This is a genomic window from Adonisia turfae CCMR0081, from assembly GCF_011009555.1.
In the GTDB taxonomy this organism is placed as follows: domain Bacteria; phylum Cyanobacteriota; class Cyanobacteriia; order Phormidesmidales; family Phormidesmidaceae; genus Leptothoe; species Leptothoe turfae.
The window spans coordinates 5,122,917-5,139,821 of record NZ_QXHD01000004.1; the positions used below are offsets into that span (position 1 = coordinate 5,122,917).

The following is a 16,905-nucleotide window of genomic DNA, read 5'->3' on the forward strand; positions in this document are numbered from 1 at the left end:
TCCAGGTAAATTTTAAGACAGATGCGGTACGTAGGCTGGCAAGCTTAAACATCAGTGATTACTCACTGATGTTTTGACGATGATCTAACGTTAGGGCGTTGCTGAGTCTCAGTCGGGTGTGGTCTTGAAGAGGGGCGGATTAAATCTCATGCTTCGATTGAGTCATGGGGTAAATCAGCAATGGCAACAATGGAAAACTTAACATTTGGGATATGAAATGTCCTACGGCGAGGCATGGCAGACGCCGTGTGGTGAGTCGCCACCCACCCCATCAAGGCTCAAATGTCTGTTGTTCAGGAGACGAGCGAATACCTAAGCTTGTTTGTCGGATTCCACCAGTGCATCTGGACAATAGTCGGCTAAGAAGGGAGTGCGATAGCCATCCTGAGACCACAATATGGGGTAATGGCTTTCGTCAAGGTCTAAACTTCCTTGCTGACGGTAGCGTTCAAAAATATAGCCATCTCCCATGCCAGGTAGTTGAAACCGGGCATGACCGGCTAGAGAACTGATGGCCAGACTGCGGCGTGTTTTGCTGCCGCTACGGTTTTGACCCGATCCACGCCACAGATTGCCGTGGAGAAAGAGGGCACTGCCAGGGGGTAAAACAATGGGAACAATCTGGGGGGATTCTACACCTGCTTGTTTTGCAGCTTGCCAAAGGGGCTCGCGATAATCCTCACGGGGAGCGTGGAGAACGCGGATCTTATCGGTGCAGTTCCAAAAATGGGAACCAGGCACAATTTCTAACGAGCCGGTTTCCATGGCAACATCGCTTAAGGCGATCCAACAGGTAACGGTAGCTGGTGGAGCAATGGCTGTGGTGTAGGTATTATTGCGATGGAAATAAACTTCGGGAGCATTGGGAGGCTTGATCCAGCAGGTATCAAGGCCATAGCGGGCCGAGGTCCAACCCATGAGGGAGGCGTTGAGTTGGGCAATTTTGGCAGATAGGGTAAAGCTGGCAAGGGTGCGATCGCAACGCCATAAGCCAGTCATCTGCTGGGTCGCATTGGGCTGGCTTACTCCCGGACGACCATACCATTCGTCAGGAGAAGCTCCGGTCTCAAACTGAGTGTTAAAAAGAGAATCGAACCGTTCAACAATTGTTGCAATTTGTTTAGCAGTCAATAGATTATCTAAGATAAAATATCCCTGCTGATGAAATTGTTTGATCTGAGTAGGCGTAATTTCTAATGGAGAGAGTAATTGCCCTAGGGCATCTGGATTTAGGGTTGCAGACTGCATAGCTAATAATTCTCTAAAAACGGAGTGTGATAACCATCCTCATACCAATTAATTGAGAGAACTGAAAAGACGTTGCATGCAACGTCTGTGCATCCAATAGTGGAGCCTAACTAATTTTGGTTCCTTAGTAGTTCAGGGACCTTTGGTCAGTGAGGTCTTTCCCTAAAAGTAGGGATTACCTATGCTATCGACGTATGATGTCCAGAGTATGCAACGCAAGGTCTGGGGAAGCTGTATTCATTATTACTGAAATAATACTGAAATGCTCAAAGATGAATAACGTTCAAAGATTCAATGGTAACAACAGATACAGATCTCTCTGGTACGACCAAACTCCCCTACAGGTAAATGCTGAGTGTATGGATACCTGTAGGAGGTGCATTATTGTTTAGGATGGTGCAGCAAACGGCTGTTGGTGCAGTCTCTCCTTTGGAGATAGACATTAGTGGCTTGCTATATATCGCTTATGATGGCTGACGGTAGTCTGCTCAGAGGTTTGATGGGGTTGGATCAAGCCATAGCCACCATGATTTCGTTCATAGAGCACGTTAATCTCTCCAGTGCTTAAATTGTGGAACATATAAAAGTCATGATCAATGAGTTCTAGCTGTTCCAAAGCCGCCTGAATTGACATGGGGGGCATGGCAAAGAATTTATTTCGCACAACCATGGGAGGCAGCGTGGGGCTTTGTTCGTTGATAATGGTTGTAGGGTTGATAGATGGCTCAAGACCATCATCTTGAACAGTGGAAACGGGAATTCGCTGCTGTTGCTTCTCCTTATATTTTTTCAATTGTCGAGTGATTTTATCGGTTACTAAATCAATAGCGGTGTAAAGATCGCTATGTTTTTTAACGGCCCGTATAACTGTCCCCTTTGCAAAAAGGGTGACCTCGGCTGTCTGTTGATCTTGCTTTCGGGCACTATTGTGAACAGATAAAGTGATATCAATCTTGGTCAACAACCCCTCAAAATGATGCACAGCCTTGTTGATTTTTTGATGGGCATAGTCATGGATGGCATTAGTAATATCAACGTTTTTACCTTGGATAACTGTTTGCATTTGATAAGTCTCCTTTGCAGTGATTGTTGGAGATGGAGATGTTATACCAGTTCTCAGTTTTGAGCTTTAAATTCTGAGGTATGGAAACCGCCTGTGCAAAGGCGTTTTGGCTTGAGATTTGTAGCTACAGTTTCAGGAATTGGTATTAGTTACTCATTGTACTATTAGGATGACTGAAGAATATTGTTCTAGTTGATAAAAAGATTGTTTCACTTTTGGAGCCATGTCTGGCTCACAAAAGTCCTCTGGCGCTGCTAAAGCAGTATCGACAATGCGATGCCAGTATTGTCCCTCAAGCAGAGGGGGTAGTTCAAAAATCAGTGGTTGATGAAAGGCGTTTAACATCACGTGTAGCGATTCACCATATTCTTGATGAGATAGGGTAAACGCCAGACTGTGGGAAGTATAGCTCCAGTCTGGTGCCCCCAACTTCACTCCATGCCAAATGATAGCTGGCTCTGAGATTGACTGGGGTGTGACAATGAGCGGATGGTCGTGCTTGAAGACCTGTAGGGATTGAATAAAGCCAATTAACCCTTTTACAAAGCGTAGAAAATCCCCTTGGGTGATGACGGCATTCCAATCAAACCAGCTGAGTTCATTGTTTTGACAGTAGGCATTGTTATTTCCCTGTTGCGATCGCAACACTTCATCCCCCATCAGCATCATGGGTGTCCCCTGGGACATGGTCCACAGCGTAAAGAAGTTCTTTGCCTGTTTTAATCGCAATGATTGAATGGTTGGATCTTGGGTTGGGCCTTCCACGCCACAGTTCCAGCTCCAGTTAGCATCGGTTCCATCCCGATTATTTTCCCCATTAGCCCAGTTATGTTTGCTGTCGTAGCTGAGCAAATCGTAGAGTGTAAACCCATCGTGGCAGGTGACAAAGTGAACGCTGTAGTTGGGATCTCGCTGTGACTGCACATAGAGATCGGGGCTACCAACAATACGATCTGCCAGGGCACGAACAACCCCATTATCCCCCCGTACAAAACGACGGACATCATCACGGTAAGGGCCATTCCATTCAGCAAAGCGCTCCCCGGCAAAATGTCCTACCTGGTATAGTCCGGCTGCATCCCAGGCCTCCGCAATGATTTTGGTCCCTGCTAAGGCTGGATCGGTGTTGATCATCCATAAAATCGGTGGATTATGTAAGGGCTCTCCCGTGGTATCACGGGAGAGGACTGAGGCCAGATCAAAGCGAAAGCCGTCCACGTGCATCTCGGAGACCCAGTATCGCAGACAGTCTAGGATGAGATATCCGCTGATGGCGCTGGTCTTCAGGGTATTGCCACAGCCGCTGTAGTTTTTATAGTAGGCCTTGTCGTTTTCAAGAATGTAGTATGACTCATTGCTTAACCCCCGCAGCGATAGGGTAGGTCCCTCGTGATTGCCTTCGGTGGTGTGGTTAAATACCACATCTAATATCACCTCAATGCCAGCCCGATGGAGAGCTTTAACCAAATCTCTAAATTCATCCACTGGCCCTAAGTTATCTTGGCGATAACTGTACTGCCGGTGTGGGGCAAAAAAGGCTACCGGGCTATACCCCCAATAGTTTACTTTTCCAGATGGTGCATCGCTGGGGTCAAATTGTTGCACGGGCATCAACTCTACAGCCGTAATCCCCAGGGACTGTAAATATGGAATTTTTTCCATCAGCCCGGCATAGGTCCCCCGTTTCTCTGGCACAAGACCAGAGCTGGCATGCTGGGTAAACCCGTCTACGTGTAGTTCATAAATGATTGTCTCAGCGTAGGGAGTTTTAGGATGGCGATCGCCCTCCCAGTCATAGGGGAGTGGGTCTACCACAACCCCCCTAAGGGCCTGGGCACAGTTATCAGAGCCATCAATGGCAGCTTGACGAGAATAGTTTTGCCACCCGACAACCGAACGTGCATAGGGGTCGAGTAGCACCTTGTTGCGGTTAAAACGAAGACCGGTTTCTGGATAGTAGGGGCCGTCAACTCGATAGGCGTATACTTGCCCCGCTTTTAGCCCTACGACAAAGACATGCCAAAAGTGGAAGGTGTGATGGATTTTTGGATCTAGGCGAATTGTTGTCTGGGGCTGAGGATCTTCGGGTGTGGCAAATAACAACAGCTCCACCGTTCTTGCTTCGCGGGCATAGAGACAAAAGTTAATCCCCCCATCACGTACCCTGGCACCCAGTGGATAACTATTTCCTGGCTGAACAGCTAGGCCAAATTGAGGGTGCTCATTTAACAATATTTTGAAGGTCATGTCATTGTGCTCGGTCCTAACACCACTCGCAGCTAACTAATGATGGCTGGTGGCACCGTTACGTGCCACCAGCCAAGGATCTAATGGGCTACCTCCTGCATGGGGGGTGATGATAGGGAGCTGTCTTCTGATAACGACAGTGGGAGATCGTCCCGATAAGCGGCTATGTACAACGCTTTGAGGTCTTGAATGAGGGGATATCGAGGATTGGCTCCCGTACACTGGTCATCAAACGCTTGTTCTGCCATCAGATCAAGATGCTCGAAGAACGTATGTTCATCATCGCTCAGCACTGCTCGCAGACTCCCAGGTATATCTACTTGTTGTTTGAGCGATTCGATCGCTGCGATGAGGCGATTAACTTTGTCGTCATCACTGTCACCACCCAGCTTCAGTACATCTGCGATCGCAGCATATCTCGCCTTTGCCTGGGGATACTCATACTGTGGAAAAATCGCCTGTTTAAATGGGGCATCCGTAGCGTTGTAGCGGATCACGTGGGAAATCATTAACGCATTGGCGAGACCGTGGGGAACGTGGAAGGTGGACCCTAGCTTATGGGCCAAAGAATGACAAATGCCCAGAAATGCATTGGCAAAAGCCATACCAGCAATGGTGGCCGCATAGTGAACTTTTTCGCGGGCTTCTGGATCGTTGGGGCCATTGTGATAGGCACGGGGGAGATACTTGATCAACAGTGCGATCGCTTCTAGAGCTAAACCGTCGGTAAACTCAGTGGCCAACACAGAAACATAGGCTTCTAAGGCATGGGTGAGGGCATCAATGCCACCGTAGGCGGTGAGTTTTTTGGGCATATGGCGCACCAGTTCCGGGTCAATGATGGCCATGGTGGGCGTCAAGGCATAGTCTGCCAGGGGATATTTAATCCCAACGCGATCGTCGGTGACCACGGCAAAGGGGGTGACTTCAGAACCGGTGCCCGATGTGGTGGGAATGGCCACAAGAACAGCTTTTTCACCTAGGGGCGGCAGCTCATAGACCCGTTTGCGAATGTCCATAAACCGCATTGCCAGACCTTCAAACTTCACTTCGGGATGCTCATACATCAGCCACATCACCTTGGCGGCATCCATGGGTGAACCACCGCCCAGGGCAATAATCACATCGGGTTGGAAGTTGTTAATGATCGCCAGACCCCGCTGCACTGTGGAGAGGGAGGGATCGGGTTCAACATCAAAGAAGGTGTGATGCTCAATTTTGAGACTGTCGAGGGTGTCCGTAATCTCTTTGGTGAACCCCATGTCAAATAAGGGCTTGTCGGTGATGATAAAGGCTCGTTTCTTATGGGCGAGATCCCCAAGGGCTACGGGAATGCAGCCCGCCTTAAAGTAAACCTTGGGAGGAACCCGAAACCATAGCATATTTTCTCGCCGTTCGGTCACTGTTTTGATGTTGAGGAGATGCTGTACCCCAACATTCTCGGAAACAGAGTTGCCACCCCAGGTGCCGCAGCCTAAAGTCAGTGAGGGATCAAGTTTGAAGTTGTACAAATCACCAATGGCCCCCTGGGAGGATGGGGTGTTGATCAACACACGAGCTGTGGCAAGTTCATCTTCAAACTGGGTGATGCGATCGCGATTATCTGGGTGGGTATACAGCACTGAGGTATGGCCCCGTCCCGCAAAATTCACCAATCGTTTTGCCTGGTCTAAACCGTCGGCAAAATCTGAGGCCCGATAGAGCGCCAAAATCAGTGAGAGTTTTTCATAGGAGAAGGGTTCCTCAGTGCCAATGGTGCTAACTTCACCAATTAGCAGCTTAGTGCCTTCGGGGACGGTCAGGTTTGCCAGCTGAGCGAGTTGAGTAATGGACTGACCCACAATCTCAGCATTGAGTCGTCCATTTTTCAGTAACAGCTGACCCACCCTTGCCTGTTCTTCAGGGTTGAGGAAATAGGCCCCCCGTTTGATAAATTCCTGTTTAACATCTTCATAGAGGTCGTCGACCACCACGGCGGATTGTTCCGACGCACAGATCATGCCGTTGTCAAACGTCTTACTCAATAAAATAGAGCTGACCGCCATCTGAATATCGGCGGTCTCGTCAATTAAAGCGGGGGTATTACCAGCCCCCACCCCCAGTGAAGGATGACCGGAGGAATAGGCGGCTTTGACCATGCCGGGTCCGCCCGTGGCTAAAATTAGCTTAATGTCAGGGTGCTGCATCAATGCCTGGGAGAGTTCCAGGGTAGGTTCATCAATCCAGCTAATTAAGTCTGCGGGTGCCCCAGCCTGCACCGCAGCATTGCGAATAATTTTAGCCGCAGCAATTGTGCAGGCTTTAGCGCGGGGGTGGGGAGAGAAAATAATAGCGTTGCGAGTTTTGAGACTGAGCAACGCTTTAAAGATGGCTGTGGATGTGGGGTTCGTGGTGGGCACAATGCCAGCAATCACCCCGATGGGCTCGGCCACTTTTTGAATGCCGTAGTGAACATCGGAGTAAATGACGCCACAGGTTTTGGCATGCTTATATTTGTTGAAGATATATTCCGAAGCAAAGTGATTTTTGATCACCTTGTCTTCAATCACACCCATGCTTGTTTCTGCCACCGCTTGTTTAGCTAGGGGGAGACGGGCATTGTTGGCTGCGATCGCAGCTTGCTTGAAAATAAAATCAACCTGAGCCTGATTAAAATTGGCATAAATCTCTTGAGCGTTTTTCACCCGCAGTGCCAATTCTTCGAGGCTCTGTAGCGTATCTACCCGAACATTAGCAGGAGAAGATGGTGAAGTCATAATAGAGCAGTCCTCTAGCGAATGTTTAAACCGTGGCGTTGAAACTGTGCTTTAACGCGTTCAATGTTTTCCTGACTGGGGGGCAGAGTGTCTTTTAATTGATAGTCATAACCCAGGGCTTCCCACTTGTAGGCCCCCATTTGATGAAATGGTAAAACCTCTACCCACTCAACATTTGTAAGGGTTGCAACAAATATAGCAAGTCCCTCAACATTTTCAGGTGGATCGGTCAATCCTGGCACTAAAACAAACCGCACCCAGGTGAGTTTATGAATATCATTGAGATAGCGAGCCAGACGCAGGGTCGGTTCTTGAGAAACGTGGGTGACGCGACGATATAGATCGGGATCAAAGGATTTAATGTCAAGCAGTACGAGATTGGTATGGGGTAAAACCTGTTGAGCCGCTGTTAAGTCAGAAAAGCCTGACGTATCCAAAGCTGTATGTAATCCTTCAGCCTGACAGCGACGTAACAGTTCAGCCACAAATTCAGGCTGTAGCAATGGTTCTCCACCCGTGACCGTAACCCCTCCTCCGGATAGTTCCAGGTAGGTACGGTAGCGCAGAATTTCTGTCACCAGCTCATCGACAGTCACTTCACGGCCCCCTTCTACCGTTCGACAGTCGGGGTTATGGCAATACAGACACCGTAGCGGGCACCCTTGGGTAAAGACAACAAACCGGATCCCCGGCCCGTCGACGGTACCACAGGTTTCAACAGAGTGAATCCGACCTGTGGATGTGGATGTGGATGTAACTGTAGCTGGTTGAGGAATTAACATAGCAGGCAATATCGGCTTTAAAGAGTTGTCAGCCCTCCTCTCCGAGCGAAGGCTACCGTGTATCCAGCAAGTCGGAGAGTAGTCCCAGGTTTCGAGCCCTTAATCCCCCCTTCTCCCATTAAGGAGAAGGGGGGATTAAAATCCTTCTCCATTAGAGAGAAGGAGAGACATCCGACTCATTAGAACCGACTATGGAATGTCCGATTAACAACATCCATCTGTTGATCACGGGTGAGTTTGATAAAGTTCACCGCATAGCCAGAGACCCGAATGGTTAGCTGAGGATATTTTTCAGGATGATCCATGGCATCCAACAACGTTTCACGGTTGAGCACATTGACATTAATATGCTGTCCTGTGTTGTGGAAATAGCCATCCAGTAAACCGACTAGATTGTTAATCTGATCAGTCTCGGTTTTACCCAGGGCAGCAGGCACAATGGAGAAGGTGTAGGAAATACCGTCCTGAGCATGCTGGTAAGGTAGCTGAGCCACTGATTCGCAAGCTGCGATCGCACCTTTGGTGTCGCGACCGTGCATGGGGTTAGCACCAGGGGCAAAGGGTTCACCAGCTTTACGACCGTCGGGGGTACTGCCAGTCTTTTTCCCGTAGACCACGTTGGACGTAATGGTCAAAATAGACTGGGTGGGAACAGCGTTGCGATACGTCTTGTGCTGACGAATGTGATCCATAAAGCGCTGCACCAGCTCGGAGGCAATATCGTCTGCCCGCTCATCATTGTTGCCAAAGGCAGGATAATTAGCCTGGACATCATAGTCAACGGCTAAGCCAGCCTCATTACGAATCACTTTCACCTGACCATATTTGATGGCGGAGAGCGAATCTGCTACGACGGATAGGCCAGCAATGCCACAAGCCATGGTGCGATAGACATTTCTGTCGTGCAGGGCCATCTCCAGCCTTTCATAGCAGTACTTGTCGTGCATATAGTGAATCACATTGAGGGTGTTCACATAGAGTTTTGCCAGCCAGGCCATCAGCACATCAAACTTGGCGTTGACCTCGTCATAGTCCAGAATATCGCCGGTCACAGGGGCATAGGCAGGCGTAATCTGTTCTCCAGACTTCTCGTCTTTACCGCCGTTGATGGCATATAGGAGGGCTTTGGCTAAATTCACCCGGGCACCAAAGAATTGCATCTGTTTGCCAATGGGCATGGCTGATACACAGCAGGCGATGCCGTAGTCATCTCCATAGTCGGCCCGCATCAGGTCGTCGTTTTCATACTGGATGGAGCTGGTATCTTTCGAGACTTTGGCACAGAACTGCTTAAATTCCAGAGGCAGCCGTTCTGACCACAGCACGGTCAGGTTTGGCTCTGGAGCGGGTCCCAGGTTATACAGGGTTTGCAGACACCGGAAACTGGTCTTTGTTACCAAAGGACGACCGTCTAACCCAATGCCACCAATGGATTCAGTTACCCACACCGGATCTCCGGAGAACAGCTGGTTATACTCCGGCGTGCGCAAGAATCGCACCATTCGCAGTTTCATTACAAACTGATCGATCAGTTCCTGGGCCTCGGGCTCTGTTAACTCGCCATTGGCCAGATCCCGTTGAATATAAATGTCTAAGAACGTTGAGATCCGCCCCAGGGACATGGCCGCACCGTTTTGTTCTTTAATCGCCCCCAGATAGCCAAAGTAAGTCCACTGTACGGCTTCTTTGGCATTGACAGCTGGCTGGCTAATGTCAAAGCCATAGGATGCAGCCATTCGGCGCAATTCTTGTAGGGCACGAATCTGCTCAGAGATCTCTTCCCGTTGCGTAATAATCGATTCATCCAGGGTATCTACCTCTAAGGATTGAAGCTGCTGGTGCTTATCGAGAATAATGCGATCGCAACCATACAAGGCAACCCGCCGATAGTCTCCAATGATTCTCCCCCGTCCATAGGCATCGGGCAATCCCGTGATGATGCCTGAATGCCGGGCCCTTTTCATCTCTGTGGTGTAGGCATCAAACACACCGTCATTATGGGTCTTGCGATACTTGGTAAAGATCTCGTGGGTTTGGGGATCAAGCTGATATCCATAGGCTTCTAAAGACTTTTTCACCACCCGAATGCCACCCAGGGGCATAATGGCCCGCTTCAGGGGTTTATCGGTTTGTAGCCCAACAATCTGTTCCAGGGATTGATCAATATATCCCGGTGCATGGGCCGTAATTCCGGTGGGTAATTGGTTATCGGCCTCTAAAATACCGCGCTCACGCTCCAGCTGCATTAGCACGGTAACTTTCTCCCACAGCTGCCGGGTGCGATCGCTAATTCCAGCTAGAAACTCTCCACCCCCACCATAGGGAGAATAGTTCTTCTGGATAAAATCTCGAACATTAATCTCATCGCCCCATGGCCCCATGGAAAACTGACGCCATGGCTGTTTAGGTTCAGTCGAAGAAGGAATAGCTTCAACACCCGATGTCGCCTGTTTTTTAGGGTTGACTGTGCTTGCTACACTCATGATTTACGATCTCCTCGCAACAGTACTGTTTTGAACCATAACTGATGTTAGTTATGGAATGATGAAATGCTTGATTTTGTGAACAATAATCAGAAATGACAACCCTGGCCATATCATGGCCTTATTCCTCCATAACGCTTTGTTATCCTTACGCTAAGGAAAAAACTAAATTCACAAAGTTAAAAAATCAGAATTTCAGTAATTTACGTACGATAGACAATCTCCACCTTTGACCACGCAAGAATTCCCAATGGTTGATTGATTGATTCTGATAGCTAGATTCTAATGATTAGTTATAAATCCTCAATGCTACTTACGTACTACGTATGCCTACATACCTAAGACTGTCTAAAACAACTGAAAAGAAATTAGCTATCTACAACCTGTAAAATCTGAAAAAGCCCCCAGACGACACTTAATGAGTAATCTTGCTTACTCGTTCATCATAGCAAAAAAAATAGAGGCTAAAGGTATTTCTGATACGGTTATGTTACGTTTCTAAAAAACATCATGATGTATTGAAACATTCTTAATAAACAACCTGCCTGTTTCCAAACTTCTTGCCGGAGAATAATGTTGTCGGGGTTACCAATTTCGAAAGAATTTTGTGTTGAGAAACACCTTTAACAAGAACAAGAATATTTATATATCTGCTTAATATAATCCATAGAAAAAAAAGATACACTTTATAAGTTCAAATGTCACGGGACATTATCTTCATAAAGTTTTCAGAGTTGAGAACTTTGAAAACTTTGAGCTATTGATAGTCCAAGAAGACCATTCGGGATTACTACTAGAAATAGGCTACTAGCATGCCTCGCTCGTGAAATCAGCTAAACCTTTAGATGTATTTGGGGCATTATCGATTTATGACTAGCTTCAATGTCAGTGGTTATATGGGTGAAACAGAAACGATACCCCATAAAACAGATCAAAATTCTCTTCAGTTAGATCAGCTTCTTTGTCCAGATCCTGCCCACGATATTCTCCGCTACGATTATCAGCCACTCTCACCTTTTTTTGCGCCGCAAACTGTCGCCGTTATCGGTGCTACTGAACGTCCCGGTAGTGTAGGGCGCACCGTGCTCTGGAACCTCATTAGTAGTTCTTTTGGAGGCACTGTTTTTCCCGTTCACCCAACCCGGACCAATGTCCTTGGCATTAAGGCCTATCCCACCATTGGTCATGTACCTGAGCAAGTCGATCTAGCCATTATAGCCATCCCTGCTCAAGGTGTACCTGCGGTTATTGAACAATGTGGGATCGCAGGTGTTGCAGGCGTAATTATTCTTTCTGCAGGTTTTAGAGAAGTGGGTGAAGCAGGTGCTGCTTTAGAAGCGGCTGTTTTAGCTACAGCTCGACGTCACCAACTCAGAGTGCTAGGACCTAATTGTTTAGGTCTAATGTGTCCCATCAGCGGTCTCAATGCCACGTTTGCGGGCACCATGGCCAATCCAGGCAGCGTTGGTTTTATTAGTCAAAGTGGCGCTCTGTGTACCTCAATCTTGGATTGGAGTCTCCGGGAAAATGTTGGCTTTAGTGCCTTTGTTTCCATCGGATCAATGTTGGATATCGACTGGGGAGATTTAATCTACTATCTGGGTGACGATCCGGCTACCCACAGCATTGTTATCTATATGGAAACCATAGGTAATGCCCGATCGTTTCTCTCGGCAGCTCGAGAAGTGGCCCTGAGTAAACCGATTATTGTGATCAAGTCAGGGCGTACCCAGTTGGCAGCCCAGGCCGCTGCTTCCCATACAGGCGCTATGGCCGGTAGCGATGAGGTGTTGGACGCGGCATTTCGGCGCTGTGGGGTGTTGCGGGTTAACACCATTGACGAGCTGTTTAATTTAGCAGAAGTCTTAGGCAAACAACCCCGTCCTCGGGGTAAACGGCTAACAATTCTCACCAATGCTGGAGGACCGGGGGTGTTGGCTACAGATGCCCTGATTCGCAGTGGAGGAGAACTAGCTTCCCTGAGTGCTGAAACCGTAGAGACCCTCGATACATTGTTGCCCGACCATTGGAGCCGTCAGAATCCCATCGATATTTTAGGGGATGCTACCCCAGAAAGGTATGGTGCGGCCCTCGATGTGTTGGCACAAGACCGCAACAGTGATGGTCTTTTGGTTATTCTAACGCCCCAGGCCATGACCCAGCCCGCTGAAACAGCGGCCCAGCTACAGTCAAGGGTAGGTCATTGGAAAGATAGACCCTTGTTGGCTAGCTGGATGGGCACAGATGTGGTGGCTACAGGTGAAGCTCGACTCAATCAGAGTAGTATCTTTACCTTGCCGTATCCTGATGCTGCGGCCCAGGTCTTTACGTTAATGGCCCGCTACAGTGATAATCTCCATGCTCTCTATGAAACGCCTAGCCTCACAACAACGCCAACTTTTGATACCACCCCCATCGGTGAGTTATTGACCCGTGCGAGGGCAGAGCACCGTTTGCTGTTAAGTGAGTGGGAGTCTAAAGCGTTACTGAATGCCTACGGAATTCCCACTGTTACCACTAAACTGGCTACCTCAGTAGATGAGGCGGTAACCCTGGCTGAACACATTGGCTATCCAGTGGTGCTGAAGCTGCACTCCCATACCATCACTCACAAAACCGATGTGGGCGGTGTACAGCTTAATTTGCCAGACGCAATGGCAGTACGGGCAGCCTATCGGTCGATTATGGCCATTGGCCAACCGGGAGATTGTTTGGGTGTGACGGTACAGCCCATGGTGCTGCGCAATGGCTATGAACTGATTTTGGGCAGTAGCGTTGATGAACAGCTAGGCCCCGTTTTGCTATTTGGCAGTGGTGGACAGCTGGTGGAAGTCTATTGCGATCGCGCCCTCGGTTTGCCACCGCTCAATACCACCCTGGCTCGGCGTCTAATGGAAAAAACTCAGATCTATAAAGCGCTTAAGGGGGTACGTGGTCAGCCAAGTATTGATCTTGCTGCCCTTGAACAGCTGTTGGTGAGATTTAGCCAGCTGGTGGTGGCCTATCCTGAAATTAAAGAGATTGAAATCAATCCGCTGTTGGCATCTGCAGAGCAGCTACTGGCTTTGGATGCACGCGTGGTGCTCCATGAGTCCGATATACCAGAAGATCAGTTGCCCAAGCCTGCAATTCGCCCATATCCCAAACAATACATTAAGCCTTGGGCACTACCTGATGGCATGGGAGTGACAATTCGACCCATTTCGCCTGAAGATGAGCCATTAATTGTCGATTTCCATAAAACCCTGTCAGAAGAGAGTATTTACTTTCGATATTTTCATTTGATCAACCTAAAGGCCCGGGTTGCCCATGAACGTCTGACCCGTATCTGTTTTATTGACTATGACCGGGAAATGGCGCTAGTGGCTGAATATCATGCTCCAGCTACGCAGCAAAGAACCATCTTGGGAGTAGCTCGCCTCAGCCGACTTCATGGTCTCAATGAAGCAGAATTTGGCATGTTGATCAATGACCAATATCAAGGACGAGGATTGGGGACAGAGCTCTTGCGATCGCTAATCAATATCGGTCAAGCTGAAGAACTCACTCGTATTTCAGCCGATATCTTGCCAGAGAACCAGGCAATGCAGCATCTTTGTAAAAAGCTGGGATTTACCCTTCAGCGAGATCAAGGTGAATTGCGAGCCTATCTAGATCTTTAGATGTGCAGGAGTCAGGAGTTAAGCGTCAGAGAGGGCCTGATCCCCTCCTGACTTTTGATTCTTGACTTCTCATAACTCTCGTTAGAACAACGTCCCGCCTGGAATTGACACCCGATCCAGGTGAATTTATTTAGATTTTTTTAAGGATCAACCAGGCCCGTATCCTTCCAGAAGAACTGTTGTTTATGAGAGAAATCTCATATTTGTTGTTCCGTGCCTAAGCCGTTTTTCATAAAACCATGGGTCTTTTGGTAGCAATTGACCAAGATATAAAAATGAGTTGAAAGTTCAGCCTCAATTGACGAATTGTGCGCCCTAATGGATAAGAGGATATTCCTCAATAGACAATTCTAATTTGAAGTAGAGAGTATTCTCTATACAGAAAGAGCTGACTTCGTTTCTTCACATAGAGGCAACCAGTGTTCCAAAATCTATTACCCCCTCTCAATAATCACAATCTGCCCTATCCCGATACTATTCACCCCATCGTGGTGCATTTTGTTATCGCCATGGTGTTATTCGCTGTTCTTTGTGATGTGATTGGGTATTTCACCAAAAATACTCGCCTGTATGAGGTCAGCTGGTGGAATATGATGTTTGCGACGATTTCTATTTTTATTGCCGTTATTTTTGGCCAAATTGAAGCTGGTTTGGCTACGCCCTACACAGTGGCTACTGGAGATCTAAATCTGCACACCCTGCTGGGTTGGTCCCTTTCTGGTATTTTGGCAGCCATTACGGGTTGGCGCTATATCATTCGACTACGTACCCCAGATACATTACCGATGGCCTACATGGGGATGAATGTTGTCCTGACAGGAATTGTCTTATTTCAAACCTATCTGGGGGACAAATTGGTGTGGATCTATGGGCTCCATACTGAAGCTGTGGTTGAGGCGGCACGGGGAGGTCTGTTGCAATGACCCTTGAACTGTTCAACGGTGAGCTTGTAACGCCAGTGTTCGCTATGGGAGTCAATGGTTTACCCTATAGTTTGCCAATCCATCCTAATCTGGTACATCTGACGTTGGGGTTGTTTATTGCTGCGATCGCATTTGATATTGTGGCTGCCCTATTTCCCCTTGAAAAGGCAATCTTTAAATTTCTCGCCATTCCAGCCACCAGCTCAAACCTTTACGACGTTGGCTGGTACAACATGCTGGCAGCGGCGATCATTACCTTTTTTACGGTAGCGGCTGGGTTTTACGAAATTCTGTTAGCTGATCCTCCCCAGGACATGGTCAGTCCTTGGGGATTGGGCGCAATGGATACCATGGTGTGGCACGGTGTTGGCGGCGTACTTTTGTTAGGTCTGATTGTTGCCATGACTGTCTGGCGTGGATTTCAGCGGTATGTGTGGCGACAGGATCGAGCACGTCAGGTGCAGTGGAGCTATTTAATTGCTGGTCTTGGCATCTTTGTACTGATGTTTGTTCATGGCACCTTAGGAGCACATCTTGGAGCCGATTTTGGTCTTCACATCAGTGCAGATCGGGTGATTCGAGCCGGACTTGATCCCAATACCCAACTGAATCTCTCCATCAAATAGTAGGAACCCTGACACCGATGAATCGACGCACGATTTTAATTTTAATGGGATTAGCCATTGCCGATCTCTTTATTAGCCTTTGGGTGGGTCAACAAGCCTATCACTGGATGCCGCCCCAAGCCTCGGCGGAGTCCGTACTAGTGGACAATCTGTTTAGCTTTATGACCACCATTGGTAGCTTCATCTTTTTAGGTGTAGTGGGGGCACTGCTATACGCAATTTTGTTTCAGCGAGCGGCTAAATATGATGCCAGTGACGGCCCCCCCATTGAAGGCAACATTCCCCTAGAGGTGGTTTGGACGGCGATTCCGATCCTGTTGGTGATCTGGATTGGTACATTTAGCTATCAAACCTATGACCGTATGAGTATTCTTGGCCCCATGGAGCATAAGGCCATGGGGATGTCGATGGCAGAGGCTGCACCTATTGCATCCCCCGAGGCTGAACAGTCTCCCATTAATGTCTATGCGCGGCAATGGGCCTGGGAATTTCACTATCCAGCACACAATATTCGCAGTACCGAGCTGCATTTACCTGTGAATCAGCGGGCTAAGCTACTGCTGTCCTCAGAGGATGTTCTCCATGGCTTTTTTGTCCCCGCTTTTCGAGTCAAACAGGATGTGGTCCCAGGCCAGGAGATCGGATTTGAATTTACCCCCATTCGAGAAGGGCGCTATCGGTTGCGAGATTCAGAATATAGTGGCACTTATTTTGCAGCCAATCAAACCAACGTCGTTGTGGAGTCTGCTGAAGACTACGAACAATGGCTGACAGCAGTGGCCTCTCTGCCCCCCACGCCAGCCCAGAATGTGGCCTATGAAGAGTTCAACCGCACCACCACCCAAAACCCCATTGGTTTAGGGTGGAAGACGGTTAAGCCAGCCCCTGCTCCGATTGTAAATTACGCCAGTTCAGAGGACGATTTCCATGAGTAATGCATCTTTGGAGGTGACGCCCCCCAATCTCCAACCCCAACCGGGAGCCCCGGATAACTGGCGCAGATTTTTTAGTTTTAGTACCGATCACAAAGTCATCGGGATTCAATATATTGTCACTGCGTTTGTCTTCTTTTTATTTGGTGGCTTGTTGGCCATGATCATGCGGGGAGAGCTGAT

At 48.3% G+C, this 16,905-nt stretch carries 10 protein-coding genes and 1 pseudogene; 5 read left to right on the plus strand and 6 right to left on the minus strand.

Annotated elements, in window-relative coordinates; translation table 11 throughout:
• Positions 1–312 precede the first annotated feature (312 nt).
• From DXZ20_RS26000 to pflB, 6 genes are all read right to left on the minus strand, one after another.
• A complete protein-coding gene (locus DXZ20_RS26000) occupies positions 313–1,248 on the minus strand; it encodes a phytanoyl-CoA dioxygenase family protein (protein ID WP_163701998.1) in 936 nt (311 codons plus the stop codon).
• A 442-nt stretch (positions 1,249–1,690) separates the two neighbouring features.
• Positions 1,691–2,311, minus strand: coding sequence for a ribosome hibernation-promoting factor, HPF/YfiA family (hpf, locus tag DXZ20_RS26005; protein ID WP_163659225.1), 621 nt, complete (start codon positions 2,309–2,311; stop codon positions 1,691–1,693).
• A 153-nt stretch (positions 2,312–2,464) separates the two neighbouring features.
• Complete coding sequence (gene glgX, locus DXZ20_RS26010; RefSeq protein WP_163702000.1) at positions 2,465–4,558, minus strand: glycogen debranching protein GlgX; 2,094 nt, start codon at positions 4,556–4,558, stop codon at positions 2,465–2,467.
• 80 nt (positions 4,559–4,638) lie between these two features.
• Positions 4,639–7,314, minus strand: coding sequence for a bifunctional acetaldehyde-CoA/alcohol dehydrogenase (gene adhE, locus DXZ20_RS26015; RefSeq protein WP_163702002.1), 2,676 nt, complete (start codon positions 7,312–7,314; stop codon positions 4,639–4,641).
• Between the two features lie 14 nt (positions 7,315–7,328).
• Entirely contained in the window at positions 7,329–8,096 is a 768-nt protein-coding gene (gene pflA, locus DXZ20_RS26020; protein ID WP_163702004.1) for a pyruvate formate-lyase-activating protein, read from the minus strand.
• Positions 8,097–8,275: 179 nt separating this feature from the next.
• A complete protein-coding gene (pflB, locus tag DXZ20_RS26025; RefSeq protein WP_284681694.1) occupies positions 8,276–10,579 on the minus strand; it encodes a formate C-acetyltransferase in 2,304 nt (767 codons plus the stop codon).
• An 869-nt stretch (positions 10,580–11,448) separates the two neighbouring features.
• Here pflB and DXZ20_RS26030 point away from each other — a divergent pair.
• The 5 genes and pseudogenes from DXZ20_RS26030 to DXZ20_RS37825 form a co-directional block, all read left to right on the plus strand.
• On the plus strand, positions 11,449–14,241 hold the full coding sequence (locus DXZ20_RS26030) for a bifunctional acetate--CoA ligase family protein/GNAT family N-acetyltransferase (protein ID WP_163702006.1): 2,793 nt from the start codon (positions 11,449–11,451) through the stop codon (positions 14,239–14,241).
• A gap of 419 nt (positions 14,242–14,660) precedes the next feature.
• The gene (locus DXZ20_RS26035; protein ID WP_006514458.1) at positions 14,661–15,164 is read left to right on the plus strand and encodes a DUF2231 domain-containing protein; all 504 of its coding nucleotides are present in this window, start codon (positions 14,661–14,663) and stop codon (positions 15,162–15,164) included.
• On the plus strand, positions 15,161–15,790 hold the full coding sequence (locus tag DXZ20_RS26040; protein WP_163702008.1) for a DUF2231 domain-containing protein: 630 nt from the start codon (positions 15,161–15,163) through the stop codon (positions 15,788–15,790). Before DXZ20_RS26035 ends, DXZ20_RS26040 begins: the two co-directional genes overlap by 4 nt.
• Before the next feature lie 17 nt (positions 15,791–15,807).
• A complete protein-coding gene (locus DXZ20_RS26045) occupies positions 15,808–16,725 on the plus strand; it encodes a cytochrome c oxidase subunit II (RefSeq protein ID WP_163702010.1) in 918 nt (305 codons plus the stop codon).
• Positions 16,718–16,905: pseudogene (locus DXZ20_RS37825) on the plus strand (cytochrome c oxidase subunit I); the annotation flags it as partial. The gene DXZ20_RS26045 and the pseudogene DXZ20_RS37825, both read left to right, overlap by 8 nt.

Coding starts and splice junctions, on each gene's coding strand:
- DXZ20_RS26000 (WP_163701998.1), bottom strand. CDS start 1,248: ATGCAGTCTGCAACCCTAAATCCAGATGCCCTAGGGCAATTACTCTCT.
- hpf (WP_163659225.1), bottom strand. CDS start 2,311: ATGCAAACAGTTATCCAAGGTAAAAACGTTGATATTACTAATGCCATC.
- glgX (WP_163702000.1), bottom strand. CDS start 4,558: ATGACCTTCAAAATATTGTTAAATGAGCACCCTCAATTTGGCCTAGCT.
- adhE (WP_163702002.1), bottom strand. CDS start 7,314: ATGACTTCACCATCTTCTCCTGCTAATGTTCGGGTAGATACGCTACAG.
- pflA (WP_163702004.1), bottom strand. CDS start 8,096: ATGTTAATTCCTCAACCAGCTACAGTTACATCCACATCCACATCCACA.
- pflB (WP_284681694.1), bottom strand. CDS start 10,579: ATGAGTGTAGCAAGCACAGTCAACCCTAAAAAACAGGCGACATCGGGT.
- DXZ20_RS26030 (WP_163702006.1), top strand. CDS start 11,449: ATGACTAGCTTCAATGTCAGTGGTTATATGGGTGAAACAGAAACGATA.
- DXZ20_RS26040 (WP_163702008.1), top strand. CDS start 15,161: ATGACCCTTGAACTGTTCAACGGTGAGCTTGTAACGCCAGTGTTCGCT.
- DXZ20_RS26045 (WP_163702010.1), top strand. CDS start 15,808: ATGAATCGACGCACGATTTTAATTTTAATGGGATTAGCCATTGCCGAT.